The organism is Pandoraea sp. E26 (assembly GCF_000681415.1).
Taxonomy (GTDB): domain Bacteria; phylum Pseudomonadota; class Gammaproteobacteria; order Burkholderiales; family Burkholderiaceae; genus Pandoraea; species Pandoraea pnomenusa.
Genome location: NZ_AYXJ01000010.1, coordinates 49,218 through 65,010, shown reverse-complemented (window position 1 = coordinate 65,010; position 15,793 = coordinate 49,218). Strand labels below are relative to the sequence as shown.

Genomic DNA, 15,793 nt, shown 5'->3' with positions numbered 1-15,793 from the left:
ATGGCGCCACGCTGCTGCATTGCCATGCCGGGTTTTCCGACCCTGGCGGCGATTTGCACGGCGGCCATCTGATTCTCGATCACACCTGGGCCGGCGACGAGCCCGTGGTGATCCGTCTGTGTCTGTTCGAGCATGGCGGCTACGTGACCGGGGACGATGAGGAAACGCGCTTTCACTTGTTGCGTCCCGCGGCGATGCGACCGGGAGAGCACTCATGAGCGCGGCGCTGGAGGTTCCGGTCGCCATCGAGAACGGCACACTGGGTCGGCTGGTCGTGGCCCGTCTCAAACCCAATCAGGATCTGACCGAAAGCATCGAGGCACTGTGCGCCGAGCATGGCATTGCGCGGGCCATCGTACGCGGCGCGGTCGGCAGCCTGATCGACGCGCGTCTCGCGTTCCGAGCAGGCGACAGTTGGCGCGAGCAGCTGGTGAGCGGCCCGGGGGTGGAAATCCTCAATGTGTTCGGCGAGGTCGACGTGCGCCCCGAAGCCGCCCAGACGCTGCCCATGCTGCACGGCATGGTGGCCGACACCGAAGGCCGCATGTTCGCCGGGCGCTTCGTTCGCGGCGGCAATCTGTCGTTCATCACCATCGAGGTCACGTTGCAGGAGTGGCTGCCTGCCTAGCGCGACGTCGACACCATCGATCGCATGTTATGACGAGGAGGCTTTTGCCTCCTCTTTTTTATCGTCAGGACGTGCCGAACGGGAACTCTCCCGCACGCGCGGCGACGCTTTTCGGAATTCGGTCGTCAGGCCAGCAGGTGTAATCGTGCCGGACATCCCGAATCGTCTGTCACATCATCCTCAGAAGGAGCGCGTCATGTTTCGTACGATATCGATGATCGTGGGCACACTTGCCGTTTTCGGTCCAACGGCGGCGCACGCCGAGATCAATGCCTGTCCGGCCGTGGCCGACATCCACCAAAGCGTGGGCAACGAGACGATCGTCTACACGGCCAACGCCAACGGCGGCACGTGGCACGGCGAGCAACCGAGAGCCTCCGAGGGCATGCTCGCGCACCTTCGCTTTTCGGGGGCTCGCTTCGATGCCAGGAAGCACAGGGTCATGTGCGACTATGTCGCCGACCCGGCACTCGGGGGTGGTTTGCGCATGAGTCTTTCGGATGCGACCCGCGCCGTGGGCGCTGCATGGGTCGCGTCGTCCGATGTCAGTTCGGGGCCCGCGTGGACTTGTGCGGAGCGCAATCCCGTGAACTGTTCGTTCAGCACGAAGTCGCGGCGGGATCCGGGGCATCGGGGTGATATGCGCCCCGATGCCGGTTGACCGTATTGCGGGGCGTGGTTCAGGCCACGGTCGGCTGAATCAGACCGTCTTCGCGGAACATGTGCTTGATGCCACGTACGGCCTGACGAATGCGCGATTCGTTCTCGATCAGGGCGAAGCGCACATACTCGTCGCCGTACTCGCCGAAGCCGATGCCCGGCGAGACCGAGACCTTGGCCTGGGCGAGCAGTTTCTTGGCGAATTCGAGTGAGCCGAGCGCCCGATACGGTTCGGGAATGCGCGCCCAGATGTACATCGACGCGCGCGGCAGGTCGACGGCCCAGCCCGCTTCCGTGAGCCCCTTGTAGAGCACGTCGCGGCGGCGCTGGTACTGCTCGCGGATCTCCTCGACGCACTGCTGGTCGCCTTCTAGCGCGGCGATGGCGGCGACCTGAACTGGCGTGAACGTGCCGTAGTCGTGATAGCTCTTGATGCGCGCGAGCGCCGCGACCAGCTCGGCGTTGCCGACCATGAAGCCGATGCGCCAGCCGGCCATGTTGTAGCTCTTGGACAGCGTGAAGAATTCGACGGCCACGTCCTTTGCGCCGGGCACTTGCATGATCGACGGCGCCTTGTACCCGTCGTACACGATATCGGCGTACGCGAGGTCGTGCACCACGAGAATGTCGTGCTTGCGCGCGAGGTCGATCACGCGCTCGAAGAATTCCAGCTCGACGCACTGCGCCGTGGGGTTCGACGGGAAGCCGAGAATCACCATCTTGGGCTTCGGATGACTCTCGCGAATGCCGCGCTCCAACTCGGTGAAGAAGTCGATGCCCGGCGTCATCGGCACGGAGCGGATGTTCGCGCCCGCGATGACCGCGCCGTAGATATGGATCGGATACGACGGGTTCGGCACCAGCACCGTGTCGCCCTGGTCCAGCGTGGCGAGCATCAGGTGGGCGAGACCTTCCTTCGAGCCGATGGTGACGATGGCTTCGCGCTCGGGGTCGAGCTCGACGTCGTAGCGATCCTTGTACCAGCGTGTGATGGCGCGACGCAGGCGCGGAATGCCGCGCGAGGTCGAATAGCCGTGCGTATCGGGGCGTTGCACGACCTCGACGAGCTTGCTGACGATATGCGGAGGCGTGGCACCGTCGGGATTGCCCATGGACAGGTCGATGATGTCTTCGCCTCGGCGGCGTGCCGCCATCTTCAGCTCGGCGGTGATGTTGAATACGTACGGGGGAAGGCGATTGATGCGCGAAAAGCTGCGCGAGCTCGGGGAGCTGGACATGGGAATCCTGGAACGTAAGCGCCCGGAACCGTCCGAGCGACGCCGATGTGCTGGCCACACCGTGATGGCGAATGTAGCGCGGCGTGCGTCGCTTAGGCAAGCGATTTCTGCCGTTCGCTTTTCCGGCGGACGAAGGGATGGCGGGAAGCACCTGCCGGGTAGACGTTGGGAGAGCGCAGCAGGCACCACGGGGGCCGACGAAGCTGACGCAGCCGATAAAGCTGATAACGCCGATAAAGGCGATGATGCCAACAAAGTCGAGGAAGGCAAGGAAGCGCCAGGGCGGCAAATTGGCAAAGCGGCGTCGGTTATGATGAGCGCCCGAGCGTTCGAGCAAAGGGGAGGAGGGCGATGCCGTATCTGTATCTGCTGGTAGCGATCGTGGCGGAGGTCATTGCAACGTCGGCTCTGAAAGCGTCGGAGGGATTTACGCGGGTGGGGCCGGTCGCGCTGGTGGTCGTGGGGTACGGCCTGGCGTTCTACATGCTTTCGCTCACGTTGCGCTCGATTCCCGTGGGCATCGCGTACGCGATGTGGTCGGGCCTTGGCATCGTGCTGATCTCGATTGCCTCGCGCGTGCTGTTCGGGCAGAAGCTCGACGCCCCGGCCATGGTTGGCATGGCGCTCATCATCGCGGGCGTGCTGGTCATGAATCTCTGGTCGAAGTCGTCGGCACACTGAGCGGACGCGACGCGCGCAATTTGCCGGAATGGCGAGGACTGGCTGAGTCGTCCGATGCGTCCGACTCGTTCGATTTGTTCGATTTGTTCGATTTGTTCGGATTGCCTAGTGCTTTCGTCCCGCTGACTGGCGGGCGTTCTCACACGTTCGCTTCGGCTTCGGCGAGTACGGCCTTGAGCGCGGAGATGCACAGATCGATGTCGGCGCGCTCGATGACGAGCGGCGGTGCGAGTCGCAGCACGGTCGAGCGTGTCTCCTTCGCGAGCACTCGGCGGTGCAGCAGCCGCAGTGCGAGGTTGTGCGCGTCGGCCAGTGCCGGATCGATCTCGATGCCGACCCAGAGTCCGCGCCCACGAATTTCGCGCACGAGCGGCGAGTGGATCGCATGCAGGCGGGCAAGCAGGTACTCCCCCATCTCCGCACTGCGGCCGGGCAGGTCTTCGTCGGCCATCACGTCGAGGGCTTCGAGCGCGACGGTGGCAGCGAGCGCGTTGCCGCCGAATGTCGAACCGTGGCTGCCGGGTTCGAACAGATCGATGATGTCGCGGCGTGCCACGAAGGCCGAGACAGGGAGCAGTCCGCCGCCGAGCGCCTTGCCGAGCATGACGCCGTCGGGTACCACGTCTTCGTGCTGATACGCGAACCAGCGCCCTGTGCGTCCCAGCCCGGATTGGATTTCGTCGAGGAGCATGAGTACGTTGTGCTCGGTGCACAGCGCGCGCAGGTCACGCAGAAAGCCGTCCGGCGGGATCACGATACCGCCCTCGCCCTGAATCGTTTCGAAGAGCACGGCGCAGGTGTTGGGGGTGATGGCGGCGCGTACGGCGTCGATATCGCCGAAGGGCACGCGCACGAAGCCGGGCGCGAAGGGGCCGAAGTCGGCGCGATAGGAGGGTTCGGAGGAGAACCCCACGACGGTGGTGGTTCGCCCGTGGAAGTTGCCGTCGGCCACGACGATCTCGGCCTTGTCCGCGGGGATGCGCTTGACGCTGTAGCCCCAGCGGCGCGCGGCCTTGATGGCGGTCTCGACGGCCTCGGCGCCGGTATTCATGGGCAGGGCGCCGCCAAGCGTGGTGAGGTCACACAGGCGTTCGAGGAAGGCGCCGAGCCGATCCGTGTAGAACGCCCGGGAAACGACGGCGAGCCGTTGCGCCTGCGCGGTGAGCGCGGCGACCAGACGCGGGTGCGCGTGGCCGTGGCTGACGGCGGAATAGGCGCTCATCATGTCGAGATAACGATTGCCCTCGACGTCCCAGACCCAGACGCCTTTGGCGTGCGAGAGCACGACGGGCAGCGGCGCGTAATTGTGAGCGCCAAAGCGTTGTTCGCGTTCGATTTCGTTCATGAGCGCGCTCCTCCACGTCACCAGTCTAGATGCGAACGCGCTGATACGTAAAGAGGACAACTTCTGCAACGGCGTCGATGAAAATGGCATGCGCGTGCGCTATAATCCGCGATTACCCTTGCGTGACTCGGTCGCGTTGCGCGAAGGGTGCGCCGGCAGCGGTATCAGGCCGCCGCCGCACGCGTCATCAAGTCACGCACGCACTGCCCATAGCTCAGTTGGATAGAGCATCGGCCTTCTAAGCCGACGGTCGGGGGTTCGAATCCCTCTGGGCAGGCCAGTAAAATCAAGGACTTTCGACTGAATTTCTTTAGTCGACTCTGCGATCAATCATGCCATGTAGATGGTGTGTAGGTGTTTTCGGACGCCATCAATCAATCTCGATACCCCCCAGTCTTTTCTCATCCAGTCGTTTGGCAGATCACCCTAAACTCCCTCTCCACTGTTCCGTGAAGTAGCGATAGAAAAGGAGTCCGAAATTGTCCGCCAGATTGGTAGCGTTCATTTTTCTACAGCGATGAACTGGCTTGACGTGCTCAGCGGGGAGGTGCCCCGCGCTGTCTATCCGGGCTACGTCTGTCGCTGGCTATTTTCGTTTGGGGTTGTCCCATTGCCCTTTCTCTTGGTATATAGGTCTCGGCATTTTAAGCGAACGCAGGGCAGTGGTCTACCGGGGAAGTTCTTTGCAAGAAGTCTTATGTAGTTCCATTTGACTTGAAGGTTCGTCAAATTTTCGGTGAGGAATTTGTGTCTTACATATCGATGATGGATTTGTTGTGGGCTGTGGCCGACAACGTGGTCGTGCCCGACGAGTTGGGCGAACAGATGGCCGCAATTCGAGAGCGGTTGAATAGCGAGCATTTGGGGAATTTTCCTGAGAGCGAAATGAACCGTTCGATACGTGTACATGGTGTAATCGTTTCGCTCGATGCAACGTTTCGTCAGTCTGTCGCTGCTGGACTGCTTGATAAATGCTTCCATGACGCCTCGGTGAGGGGGACGCTGGATTGCTATGAATGGACGTCCGTCGACTATCCGAAGCTTCTCGAGTCGCGTCAGTTCCGGACTGTGTTAGAACCGCTCGCAGCGATAGCTCGCGATTTCAACGCCTACGCTGACGGCGTCAACGCCCAGCGAGCAACGACCGTTTCCGAGTTTCGGGAACTTGACATGGCGCTTGATTGCAAGCGCTCCGATGAGAGTTTTAAGCGATTGCGGACTGTCGGATTCATGCGCGACAGCGTCGCGCGCTTTCTGTCAAGCGCAGGAATTGATCACGGGCTATCCGAGGGGGACTCGGAGACGAACGAATCCAAGCGATTATCCGCGGATGGTCTGACCCAGTCGCCGCCGGAGCCAACTGATCAGGGGCGCGTACCTGCAGGGCTCAAGACACGTGAAATCCGAGATGTCTTTGGCAATCTTGCCCGTGAGCCATGGGATTACAACAAATGGGATCACATCTTCCAGACAAAGCGAATGAAAGATGCGGCTCGAACCTACAGTGGGGGAGTCGGGGCTGGGGGAGAAAATTCCTCACGCTGGAACCCAGTAAGCGTTGCGATCCTTCTCATTGAAAACTACGGTATTTCCGCTCGCTCCCTGAACCGGCGTTTTAACGAGCACCGTACCATCCTCGCTCCGTGGGCTGATATTTGGACTGAAACTCTCGCCGATCTCGAAGAAAAACAACGTTGATGATCCGATATACCTTGCCTGAATACCCTGTCTAGGTTGTTCTAAATTTACCTAAGTTGTTGATAAATAAGTAAGTGCAATGCCCGGCATCCATTTCTCGAGAAGCCGGGTATGTAAGCTCCAACTCAAGTCATCGGCGCGGATTCAGATTGATCGGCGTTGGTGACCTCACGTAGTGTGGGCCGTGTTGTCGCCCCCCCGATTGTTGGAGCGCTTATGAATTCCATTGCTTTTGCCGCAGAAGCCGGCACTACCTTCGCTACCGCCGACGCGGTTTCGCATGCCTATGCCGTGCAACTGGCGCCAGCGCCCATCGCCCGCCGCAAGCATCTAACCACCGATGAGGCTGCGAGCATCTTGTGCCTGCGTCCGCAGACGCTGCGCAAGGCGTATGCCACGCGCGGTTCGTATGGCGGCGTGATCCCCACCAAGTGCGCAGCGAACCGCCGCCTCTACTGGGAGGCGGAGGCTGTGCGCCGCCTGATTGAGCGCGACTAAAGCGCGCTACCGCTACTTACCAATGTCCTTGACACTGGCAGTAGGAAGTGGCTCAGACCGAATGTATTGCAAACGGCGTTGCAAGGGAGCCGTGGAACCGCTCGCAATTTCGCGCCGCAGCAACTTCCGCCTGCGGTACACGATTAACCACGAGAATCAATTTAGGCTTTGACAATGGTCACCAATCACCAACAACTGCAACCTTCGGTCAAGTTTGCTCAGCTGATGCGCGAACTCATGAGTCAAGCACACTCGTTTGCTGCATGCGTGCGCGTCGAATATCCGCTTATTGAGGAAGCGATCTCTGCAGGTGTTCCGCTTGCTGCAATCGCTCGTTCGATCAGCGAAACGCACAACGTCCGCGGCGGTACAACTGCGTTGAAGTCGGCCCTCGCGCGAATTCGCAAGCTCGTTGATGGCGCTCAGGCGGGTAAGTGGCTGAACAAAAACGCACCGGTTCGCGCGCGCCCGGAAAATGGTGCAAATGGCGCGATGTCGTCTGAGGCTTCGAATCACTCGGGTAAGACGGAGCCAGAGCGTCAGCAAAATCTGTCGCAAGCGCAGTTCCGTCATACGGTGGATGACTACGATGCTGCCAGTATGGGCATGCGCTATTCGGCTCAGACGGGGGCGGCCTATAGTGATATGGCTCAAATACAGACGAATATTCCGGCGCCGGTATTCACCGGGAGCGCCTCCCAATACAAAACGCCGATCTGATGGTGACCAGCTCGTCGGACGCGCTTCTTTTTGAACTGCCAAGCGAGCGTGAAGTGAGCGCACGCGCGTCCAACATACCGCCAGATTGCTGTCCGTCAGGACTAAGCCGCGGGTCAGGTGCTCCCGATTCTGGTCTAGCGAAGTCAACCTGCCGAACTCGACGCTATGCTGCTAGTTAAACGCTTGCGTATGATCGTCGCGTGTTCTCTGGTATGGTAGTCGATCACCAGCGCCAGTATCGCCCAACCGTCCCGACCTGACCACACGCGACACAAATCCGTTGGCCAACGTTCATTGGGCATCGTCGGCACCGATGGCACGGCCTGAATCCTCGGCCTAAAGCTGATTGGCCGCTTGCGAACCTGCCAGCCCATCAACAAGTACACCCGTTGCACGGTGTTTTTGTTGAACCCCAACAGGTAGGCGACCGTCCTGTAGCCAAACGACAGCGACTCCTCGATCAACGTCTTAATCGGCGTGGCGAACTTCGCATCGACTTTCGGCGCCGATTTCTCAGACTTGTAGTACACCGTGCTCCGCGGTACATCGAATCATCGGCACAGCTTGGCAATCGAGATGGTGATGCCTTCAGCTTGAAGTCCCTGGCGGATCGTCTCGATCACTTCTCGCCCTCGCCCAGCAGGGACCGCAATTTTTTTCTGGCACGCAGCTCCAGCATCGCCTCGCTGTAGGCCTCCTAAAGGTCCTTGATCTGGCGTTCAAACCGTTCCCGTGGCCCTCAAGGCATTCTCCATCCCTCGCCTGCCGTCATCGACCCACTGCTCGACCTCCGAGATCGTGCTGGCAGCTCACCTCGGCCACTGTGGTCTTGCCCTGAATGATGTCCAGCACCAGCGCGATCTTGCGCTTCGCTGTTCACCTTGTGATTTCTTCTTCCATCGCCTTGTTCATCGTCTTTTCCTCGATTATGGCGTGAGCAGGGTTTCACTGGGGCATTACGGCTATTCGGAAATCACTGGAGCGCCATTGGGATCATCTGGGTATCGATTGGGATTTCCCCGTGTCATTCAACGTCTAGTCTCGCCGACTCTTAGCCGCGATTGCCCAGCGTTCCTTTCGCAAAGAAGTTCTTGCCGTAGCCTTCGCGAGTTGAGCGTTGAGCTGTCTGGTTGCTCTAGTTTTCAAGGCGGTCTCAACGGAATGTCTGACGAGGACTTTCTGGTTCGAGGCGAATTTCCAAGCGCTTCGCCTTGTCGGGCATTGCCCTTCAGTTCGAGCGGCTCGGGGACAAGCGGCTGAGCTCTGTTTTTCGCGACATGCGTGGTTCAAGGCGACTCACTTGGAATCACGTCGATTCGATGCGGTGCGCGTCAAACTTCGCACCGAATATTCGCTTCAATGAAAATGAATTCTTACTTCGTGCGCAACTTGACGGCGTGGGCATCGGCGCGTTGATGCTTGCATCGTCGGAGACTGCTGCCAAGTTGGTTTGACTTTTTCCTTGGTAAGGGAAACGATGCTGTGTTAAATCGTGTGGCAGGATCCTCGCGGCGCATAGATAAGCGGGACGACTCGGCAACTGTTATGCCTATTGTATGTCGAGGATTTGCATCTTTGAAATCCGTCAGCTTCGGCGCACGGCCGGCGTGCGCCGCATCTATGCCGGAAGGTTCCTGTTCGATGTATACACTGGTTGGTAGGCAAACGACTCGACCAATGAAGAGCCGCCGGATGCGTGCTCATTACAATTTGCTTGCGGTGCCCCCGTTAGCGATATAGATTTTTGAGGGTGACTTGATATCGTCGAATCCTTGAGCCATCGGTTTAAATTGTTGTGTGAGAATCACGGTCTTGTCTTGGTTGATTGTTCTTTCCTTCGTACTATTTTGTCAGTCTTGAGCCAGTACTGCTAGCCATCCTCCTACCTGTCAACATTGCTGAGCCAGGGAGTTGGGGGGGCGTCCAGTGACGCTTCATATTCTATTCGGCCATGGAAAAATTTGTCTGCGCTTCGGCGGCGCTTGCCAAGTCGGTCGGGTTGGATTGATTTGCAGGGAGCCCTGCCAGAAGAACCTGATGCGAGGCCAGAAACTTCTGTAGAGGGCGTTTATCCTTTGTGGATTCAATCGGTCGACGCAAAACATCGATAAAATCGCGGGGCTGGCGTCTCGTAGTCTAGTGTTTTCCTCGGACGCTCATTCAACCGTCTCGCTGACCTCCCCCCGAAAAACCGTAGCACCTGAAACTAGAGATTTCTGGCAAATTTGAAGCCCTGACGGGCAGGGGATTTGCAATGAAAAGATCGAAGTACACCGAAGAGCAGATTGCGTTCGCGCTGAAGCAAGCCGAGGTGGGTACCACGGTGGCAGAAGTGTGCCGGAAGATGGGTATTTCGGAAGCCACGTTCTACAACTGGAAGAAAAAGTACGGCGGCCTCGGCGTTTCCGAGCTGCGGCGGCTGAAACAGCTGGAAGAGGAAAACGCACGGCTCAAGCGCATGGTGGCCGACCTCAGTCTGGACAAGCAGATGCTGCAGGAGGTGGTGCAAAAAAAGCTGTGAAGCCGGCCCGTAAGCGCGAGCTGGCTGACTTTTTGATGCAGGCGTATCGGGTGAGCATTCGGCGCGCGACGGCGGTGCTGCAGTTGCGTCAGGTCACGTATTTTTATCAACCTCACCCGCGCGATGACCGTGCTGAGCGGCGGCGTATCCGGGAGATCGCCCAGACGCGAATACGTTATGGCGCGGAGCGCATTCATGTCCTGCTGCGACGCGAAGGCTGGCTGATCAATCACAAGAAGACGTACCGGATCTACTGCGAGGAAGGGCTGAATCTGCGGCGTAAGCGACCACGCCGTCGTGTTGCCGCAGCACATCGCATGGAGCGCCCTGAAATCTCTACCGTGAATGCCTATTGGAGCATGGATTTCGTGGCCGATCAGCTGTTCAACGGGTAGAAAATCCGGGCCCTAACTGTGGTCGATAATTTTAGTCGGGAGAGCTTGGCGATCACTGTCGATTACGCCTTGAAGGCGGTAGATGTGGTGGCCACGATGGGGCATCTGAAAGCGCTGCGCGGAACACCGAAACGCATACAGGTCGATAACGGAAGCGAATTCATTTCGCATGCGCTAGATCACTGGGCGTATGAAAATGGCGTAACCTTGGATTTCTCTCGGCCAGGCAAACCCACGGACAATCCGTTCATCGAGTCGTTCAATGGCAGTTTCCGGGATGAATGCCTGAATCCGCACATTGGTTCCTGTCATTGGATGACGCTCGTGAAAAGATCGAGGACTGGCGACAGGACTACAACGACTTCAGACCGCATAGCTCGCTAGGCGATTTGACTCCGGGCGAGTTCCGACTCGCACACCTTGACGCCGGAAATCTCTAGGCCAAAGTGCTCGGTTATCCGGGGGGAGGTCAGTCGGCCGCCTACCCTTGACGATGGAGAGGTCGTGCTAGTTGAGCGAACTGGCATGAATCCGCACGCGAATTTCTCCGGCAGCCGGGGCGCCCAGGTCCGCCAGTTCGACGCGTTCGAGGTGGTCCAGGCCCGCAGGCTTGCGCAGGATGATGGCTTTCATTGAGGCAACTCCTTGTCTGTGATGGGGGGAATCGTGCGCGCCGTCAAGCCATGTGCCCGGTGCCGCGTGTCGCCCGGCTCTCCTTGGGGCTGCAACCGAACTGTGAGTGATACCAGCGCGAGAACGCGCTCGGCGCGGAAAAACCGAGCAAGGTTGCCACCTCGGTCAACGGACGATCAGTCTCGATGACATGACGCGTGGCGAGCTCCTTGCGGATGTCGTTCATGATCGAAGAGAAACTCTGCCCGTCTTGCGCCAAACGGCGTTGGACCGTGCGGCACACCACGCCCAAGTGCTCGGCCACCTGTTCGATGCAGCAACGCCCGCTGGGTAGCAGCAGCACGATCGAACGCCGCACGTCGTCAAGCGTGTTCGCCTGCTGCGAAATGACTGACGCGTCAAGCAATTGCTGCGCGTACCGCACCATCGCGGGATCCGCAGACGGGTTGCGAGCATCGAGATCGGATTTCGCGCAGATGATGCAGTTGAAGTCGTAATCGAACTCGACGCAATGGCCGAAAAATCGTTGGTGTGTACTGACGTCGCGCGGCGCCGGGTGTTCGAAGCATACGCGTCGTGGTTGCCAGTCCGGCTTGACAATCTGGCGTATCAACCGAACCATCACGCCGAGTGCCAGTTCAACGCGTTGACGCGTGGGCTGATGCGCGTTGCCGGCAATGACGGCCTCGCGAATGATGACAACGTCGTTGCACTCCTCGATGGCCAGCGACAGCGCACCGTTGAGCAACGTCTGGTAGCGCATCAGCACATCAAGCGAGCCGCGCAGCGTCGCTTGATCGCGGATCAGCAACCCTACCGCTCCAAGATTGGACAAGAGGCGGGACTCTGCCATGCACAGTCCGAAACTCTCGTTGCCCGAAAGGGTCGCGGACGCCTGGAGCAATTGTCCGACGCGTTCGACCGGAATCATGAGGTCCGGCTCGCGCAATACGCTCGGACTTAACCCTGCGTCAAACAGCATTCGCACAGGGTCCAGTCCGGCGGCACGAGCGACCTCACTGTAGTTGGTTAGACTCGCAGCGCGGACAAGTGACGACATCGGGGAAATGAATAGAAGACTGGCACCGAATGATAAATCCGTGTCGCGTAATGTCAAGCGGGGGAAACCCGTCTCACCCACACTGCGCAGCACCGATTGACCTAAGAGGTTCGCAAATCTATGAAGCTGTCTTTCGTCCAAAAGCTATGGTTGCCGCTGATCTTGAGCCTACTGTGTCTCGCCGGAATATCGATTTACGACGCCTACCAGACGAGAGCGATGCGGCTCGACGAGCGCAAAGCGGATCTGAAACATGCGTCGGAGCTCGCGTTGAGTGTTGTCAAGACCTTTGGCGACCAGGCCGCCGCCGGCTCGATATCCGTGGCGGAAGCGGAGCAGCGCGCAATGAACAGCGTCCGGAACATGCGGTACGGCAAAGACGGATACTTCATGATCCTCGATGCGCAGTCGACCATCCTGATGCACCCGACGAAAGTGGAGCTCAATGGCGCGCATGTCGAGAATTACCAGGATCCGAACGGCGTGTACCTCTTCAGGGATATCGCCGCGATCATCAAGCGTGACGGCAAGGGCTTTACTACCTATACCGCGGCAAAGCCAAGAGTGACCGGATTTTTTCCGAAAGTCGCCTATAACCTGACCTATCAGCCTTGGGGCTGGGTGATCACGACCGGGCTCTATGTCGATGACCTTGAAGCAGCATTCCGCGCTTCGCTGTACCAGAGCCTCGGGATTCTGACGATATTGGCGATCGCGCTATCGGCCGTCGTGGTACTGCTCAACCGTGGCATCCTCCGCTCGCTGGGTGGTGAGCCGTCGTATGCTGCCGAGATTGCCAACCAGATTGCCAATAGCGATCTGACTGCCGTCGTGAAGACAGCGCCGGGTGACCGTTCAAGCCTGCTGTTTTCGATGAAGCGAATGCAGGCGCAACTGACGCAAACGATCGGCACCATCAAGACGTCGGCCGAAATGATTGCCACGGCCACTCAGCAGATAGCAGCGGGCAACCGGGACCTGTCGCAACGCACCGAAGCGCAGGCCGCGTCGCTTGAGGAAACGGCGTCCAGCATGGAGCAATTGACCTCGACCGTTACCCAGAATGCCGACAATGCGAGTCATGCCAACCAGCTCGCGGCGCAGGCCGCCCAAGTGGCGGAGCAAGGCGGCGCCGTGGTAACGCGCGTAGTGGAAACCATGGAAGGAATCAACGCCAGTTCCGACAAGATCGCCAATATTGTCGGCCTCATCGAAGGTATCGCTTTCCAGACCAATATCCTCGCGCTCAATGCAGCGGTCGAAGCGGCGCGTGCGGGCGTGCAAGGTCGGGGGTTTGCAGTGGTGGCCTCCGAAGTGCGTACGCTCGCACAGCGTTCGTCTGACGCGGCGAAGGAAATCAAGGACCTGATTCAAGAATCCGTGGAACGCGTGCGAACCGGTGCCGTCCGTGTACAGGAAGCCGGAACCAAGATGCATGAGATCACTCACGAAATTCGGCGCGTGACCAACATCATGGGGGAAATCACCGCTGCGTCGCGGGAGCAGAGCAAGGGCATCGGGCAGGTCAATCAGGCTGTCACCCAGATGGACGCCGTCACGCAGCAAAACGCAGCCTTGGTGGAAGAGGCGGCGGCCGCAGCCAGCTCGCTTGAGTCGCAGGCGGGCGATCTGGAAGCCGCCGTTTCCATGTTCAGGCTCGAGGTTTCGGATAACGCCGGCGCGGAAAGCTATTTGGCGTGTGCGTAGTCTTGCGCGTACGTCGAGACGGTATGCCGGTCCATCCAGTCGAAGTGTACGTAACTCACAGTCCAGGCCCAATTGGTTTTTGGCGTGAGCGCGGCCGGCTTTTTGGCCTTGTGTGAGGGGCGTTCGTGATCGCTGTCGGTCATCGGGAGGGGGCTTGTCTCGCTTCCCGAGCGGGCCGTCACGTCGTCCTGATTATCGGGGGATTTGATAGTCATCGCAATGCACCTATGGATAGGCTGCCAAACTAAATGTAAAAGGCGGCAGAGTCGGCGTATCGCTGCACACCTAGTCTTTTGCTTGCTGGAATTGGACTTCGGCGACGACGCCGCTATCGGACGCCCGCACCGGGAACGTCGTCAGGCACAACCCACCGGCCGCACAGCCCGTCTTCAGATCGAAACGTAAGCCGTGTGCCGGGCACTGCAACAGGTGGCCGTCGAGTTGGCCGCTTGCCAGCGACGCACCGTCGTGAGGGCAGGCATTGTCGATCGCGTAAACGGTGCCTTCGATATTGAAGACGACGATGCTGCGGCTGTCGACGAACATGATTTTCCGTTTCCCGGGAGGCAGTTCATCGACGGGGTTGATCGGGATACACCGTGACATCGCAGTTCCCGTCATGCGGGGATCGACGCGAGCATGACTTTCACGATGTCGTCGACGGGATACGCACCCGAAAGGGCGTACTTGCCGTTGAAAACCAGGTACGGGACGCCGCCAACGGCGTGGTTTTCAAACGCGGGCGAGCCTGCGCCCGGCCCGGCGGAACCGTCCGTGGCGAGAAAGTGCTCGCTCATGCCGTCGTCACTGAGCCCGCACTCGAGGCCAAGCCGCTTGAGGACGTCCCGGTCGCCGATGTTCTCGCAATCGACGAAGTAGGCCGTCAGAATCCGTTCGACCAATGCGGCTTGATTTGCCTCGGTTTCATGGGCGCACGCGTATGCCAACAGCTGATGGGCTACCGCAGTGTTCGCGAGCAACGGGATATCCTCGAACGCGAATGCAATGCTGGCCGGGCGCCCCGCTTGTCGCAACTGTTCCCGTCTCGCCTTGACCGCATCGGCATTACCCCGGCGCGCGAGGTAGAAAGCCTGGTAGGACTCGCCTTCGGGAGGTGTATCGGGCAAAAGCTGGACCGAGCGCCACACCAGGCGCGGCGCGATCTCCGGCCGCAGTTCGGCGAGACGCGCCATGGCGGCACGGAGATGCCGCGTGCCAATCAGACACCACGGACAAATGAAATCGAGGAAAACCTCGATCTCCAGCAACATCGCCTGACCAACTGCGACAGGCGCGCTTGCCGTCTGCCGGGGGGCGGCGTCCGTGAAGGTGTTCGCCGTCGCTTCGCGCTCGCAAGCGCCGGCGCGAATGTTCTGACTGGCCACGTTAGTGCCTCAAATAAGTTCGTTGACGAATTCCACAGCGCGCGGCCATTCGCCGAACCCTGAAGCCGGGTTCAGATGGCCGACAGCGCCGACGTCCACCAGACGGCTGCCCCAGGCATTCGCCAGTTCCGTGACCTTTTCGAAGCGTGCGAGGGGGTCATTGGTGCTGGCCGCCACGATGCTCGGGAACGGCAGCCGCGTTCGCGGCGCAGGCAACCAGCCGTTCTCACGCAAGGCATCGATCGTCGGATAGCCTTGCGGCAGCGGCGATTCGAAATCCGGCGGCGCCGCGAGCAGCGCGCCGTGGATTTCGCGGTTGTGATGCTGCGCCCAATGCACGGTGATCATCACGCCGGCGCTGTGTGCCACAAGCACCACGGGGCCGGTGATGTCGGCGAGTGCCTGATCGAGCGCCGCGACTCGGGCCGCGCAGTTGAGTTTGTCGTGTTCCAGCGGAGGAATCACACGCGTGTTCGGCAGTTTGCGCGCAAGAATCGTTTGCCAGTGATCCTCAACGTGGTCGCGCAGGCCGGGAACGATCAACAGGGTGGGGGTGGAAGCAGAGGTCATTGGCGAAGTGCGCTTGAAAATATCGGTGGGGCGTTCTTTTGCGGGTCACGCGAG

General features: G+C 59.7%; 14 protein-coding genes, 1 tRNA gene and 4 pseudogenes. 10 read left to right on the top strand and 9 right to left on the bottom strand.

All coding sequences use genetic code 11. The annotated features are described in order from the left end of the window. From W930_RS0109315 to W930_RS29120, 3 genes and pseudogenes are all read left to right on the top strand, one after another. Positions 1-218 (top strand): annotated as a pseudogene (locus W930_RS0109315) (hypothetical protein); the annotation flags it as partial. After that, entirely contained in the window at positions 215-628 is a 414-nt protein-coding gene (locus W930_RS0109310; RefSeq protein ID WP_028730939.1) for a PPC domain-containing DNA-binding protein, read from the top strand. The pseudogene W930_RS0109315 and the gene W930_RS0109310, both read left to right, overlap by 4 nt. Positions 629-824: 196 nt before the next feature. Then, positions 825-1,289, top strand: a complete 465-nt coding sequence (locus W930_RS29120) for a DUF3757 domain-containing protein (RefSeq protein WP_024788753.1) — start codon at positions 825-827, stop codon at positions 1,287-1,289. Positions 1,290-1,308: 19 nt separating this feature from the next. Here W930_RS29120 and alaC read toward each other — a convergent pair whose 3' ends face one another. Beyond that, positions 1,309-2,526, bottom strand: coding sequence for an alanine transaminase (gene alaC / locus W930_RS0109300; protein WP_023872046.1), 1,218 nt, complete (start codon positions 2,524-2,526; stop codon positions 1,309-1,311). A gap of 351 nt (positions 2,527-2,877) precedes the next feature. On the opposite strand from alaC, the gene W930_RS0109295 reads away from it, so the two are divergent. Continuing rightward, positions 2,878-3,207 carry a multidrug efflux SMR transporter gene (locus W930_RS0109295; RefSeq protein ID WP_023594696.1) on the top strand — a complete coding sequence of 110 codons (330 nt, stop codon included), beginning with the start codon at positions 2,878-2,880 and terminating at the stop codon, positions 3,205-3,207. Between the two features lie 139 nt (positions 3,208-3,346). On the opposite strand, the gene rocD is transcribed toward W930_RS0109295, so the two are convergent. Beyond that, positions 3,347-4,552, bottom strand: a complete 1,206-nt coding sequence (gene rocD, locus W930_RS0109290; protein ID WP_023594697.1) for an ornithine--oxo-acid transaminase — start codon at positions 4,550-4,552, stop codon at positions 3,347-3,349. Positions 4,553-4,755: 203 nt separating this feature from the next. Between rocD and W930_RS0109285 the strand changes: the two genes are divergently transcribed. The 4 genes from W930_RS0109285 (at position 4,756) to W930_RS0109270 (ending at position 7,468) form a co-directional block, all read left to right on the top strand. Further along, positions 4,756-4,832, top strand: a tRNA-Arg gene (locus W930_RS0109285). Positions 4,833-5,266: 434 nt separating this feature from the next. Next, the gene (locus W930_RS0109280) at positions 5,267-6,250 is read left to right on the top strand and encodes a hypothetical protein (protein ID WP_144347234.1); all 984 of its coding nucleotides are present in this window, start codon (positions 5,267-5,269) and stop codon (positions 6,248-6,250) included. A gap of 216 nt (positions 6,251-6,466) precedes the next feature. After that, positions 6,467-6,748, top strand: coding sequence for a hypothetical protein (locus tag W930_RS0109275; protein ID WP_023594699.1), 282 nt, complete (start codon positions 6,467-6,469; stop codon positions 6,746-6,748). A 174-nt stretch (positions 6,749-6,922) separates the two neighbouring features. After that, the gene (locus W930_RS0109270) at positions 6,923-7,468 is read left to right on the top strand and encodes a hypothetical protein (RefSeq protein WP_023594700.1); all 546 of its coding nucleotides are present in this window, start codon (positions 6,923-6,925) and stop codon (positions 7,466-7,468) included. Positions 7,469-7,611: 143 nt separating this feature from the next. Here the strand turns inward: W930_RS0109270 and W930_RS26765 are convergent, their stop codons facing one another. Both W930_RS26765 and W930_RS30805 read right to left on the bottom strand, forming a co-directional pair. Continuing rightward, complete coding sequence (locus W930_RS26765) at positions 7,612-7,998, bottom strand: hypothetical protein (RefSeq protein WP_231107029.1); 387 nt, start codon at positions 7,996-7,998, stop codon at positions 7,612-7,614. An 89-nt stretch (positions 7,999-8,087) separates the two neighbouring features. After that, positions 8,088-8,329, bottom strand: a pseudogene (locus tag W930_RS30805) (DUF1153 domain-containing protein). A gap of 1,393 nt (positions 8,330-9,722) precedes the next feature. Here W930_RS30805 and W930_RS26760 point away from each other — a divergent pair. Further along, positions 9,723-10,824, top strand: a pseudogene (locus W930_RS26760) (IS3 family transposase). A gap of 70 nt (positions 10,825-10,894) precedes the next feature. Here W930_RS26760 and W930_RS30065 read toward each other — a convergent pair. Together W930_RS30065 and W930_RS0109240 are read right to left on the bottom strand one after the other, a co-directional pair. Beyond that, a pseudogene (locus W930_RS30065) lies at positions 10,895-11,017 on the bottom strand (NAD(P)-dependent alcohol dehydrogenase); the annotation flags it as partial. 43 nt (positions 11,018-11,060) lie between these two features. After that, a complete protein-coding gene (locus W930_RS0109240; RefSeq protein ID WP_023872045.1) occupies positions 11,061-12,077 on the bottom strand; it encodes an AraC family transcriptional regulator in 1,017 nt (338 codons plus the stop codon). 120 nt (positions 12,078-12,197) lie between these two features. Here W930_RS0109240 and W930_RS0109235 point away from each other — a divergent pair, with 120 nt between their 5' ends. Further along, complete coding sequence (locus W930_RS0109235; RefSeq protein ID WP_023594706.1) at positions 12,198-13,784, top strand: methyl-accepting chemotaxis protein; 1,587 nt, start codon at positions 12,198-12,200, stop codon at positions 13,782-13,784. Between the two features lie 285 nt (positions 13,785-14,069). Here W930_RS0109235 and W930_RS0109225 read toward each other — a convergent pair whose 3' ends face one another. From W930_RS0109225 to W930_RS0109215, 3 genes are all read right to left on the bottom strand, one after another. Continuing rightward, positions 14,070-14,390, bottom strand: coding sequence for a Rieske 2Fe-2S domain-containing protein (locus tag W930_RS0109225; RefSeq protein ID WP_023594707.1), 321 nt, complete (start codon positions 14,388-14,390; stop codon positions 14,070-14,072). Positions 14,391-14,401: 11 nt separating this feature from the next. Next, complete coding sequence (locus W930_RS0109220) at positions 14,402-15,055, bottom strand: DsbA family oxidoreductase (RefSeq protein ID WP_028730937.1); 654 nt, start codon at positions 15,053-15,055, stop codon at positions 14,402-14,404. A gap of 123 nt (positions 15,056-15,178) precedes the next feature. After that, positions 15,179-15,739, bottom strand: a complete 561-nt coding sequence (locus W930_RS0109215; RefSeq protein WP_023594708.1) for an alpha/beta hydrolase — start codon at positions 15,737-15,739, stop codon at positions 15,179-15,181. Between the last annotated feature and the right edge of the window lie 54 nt (positions 15,740-15,793).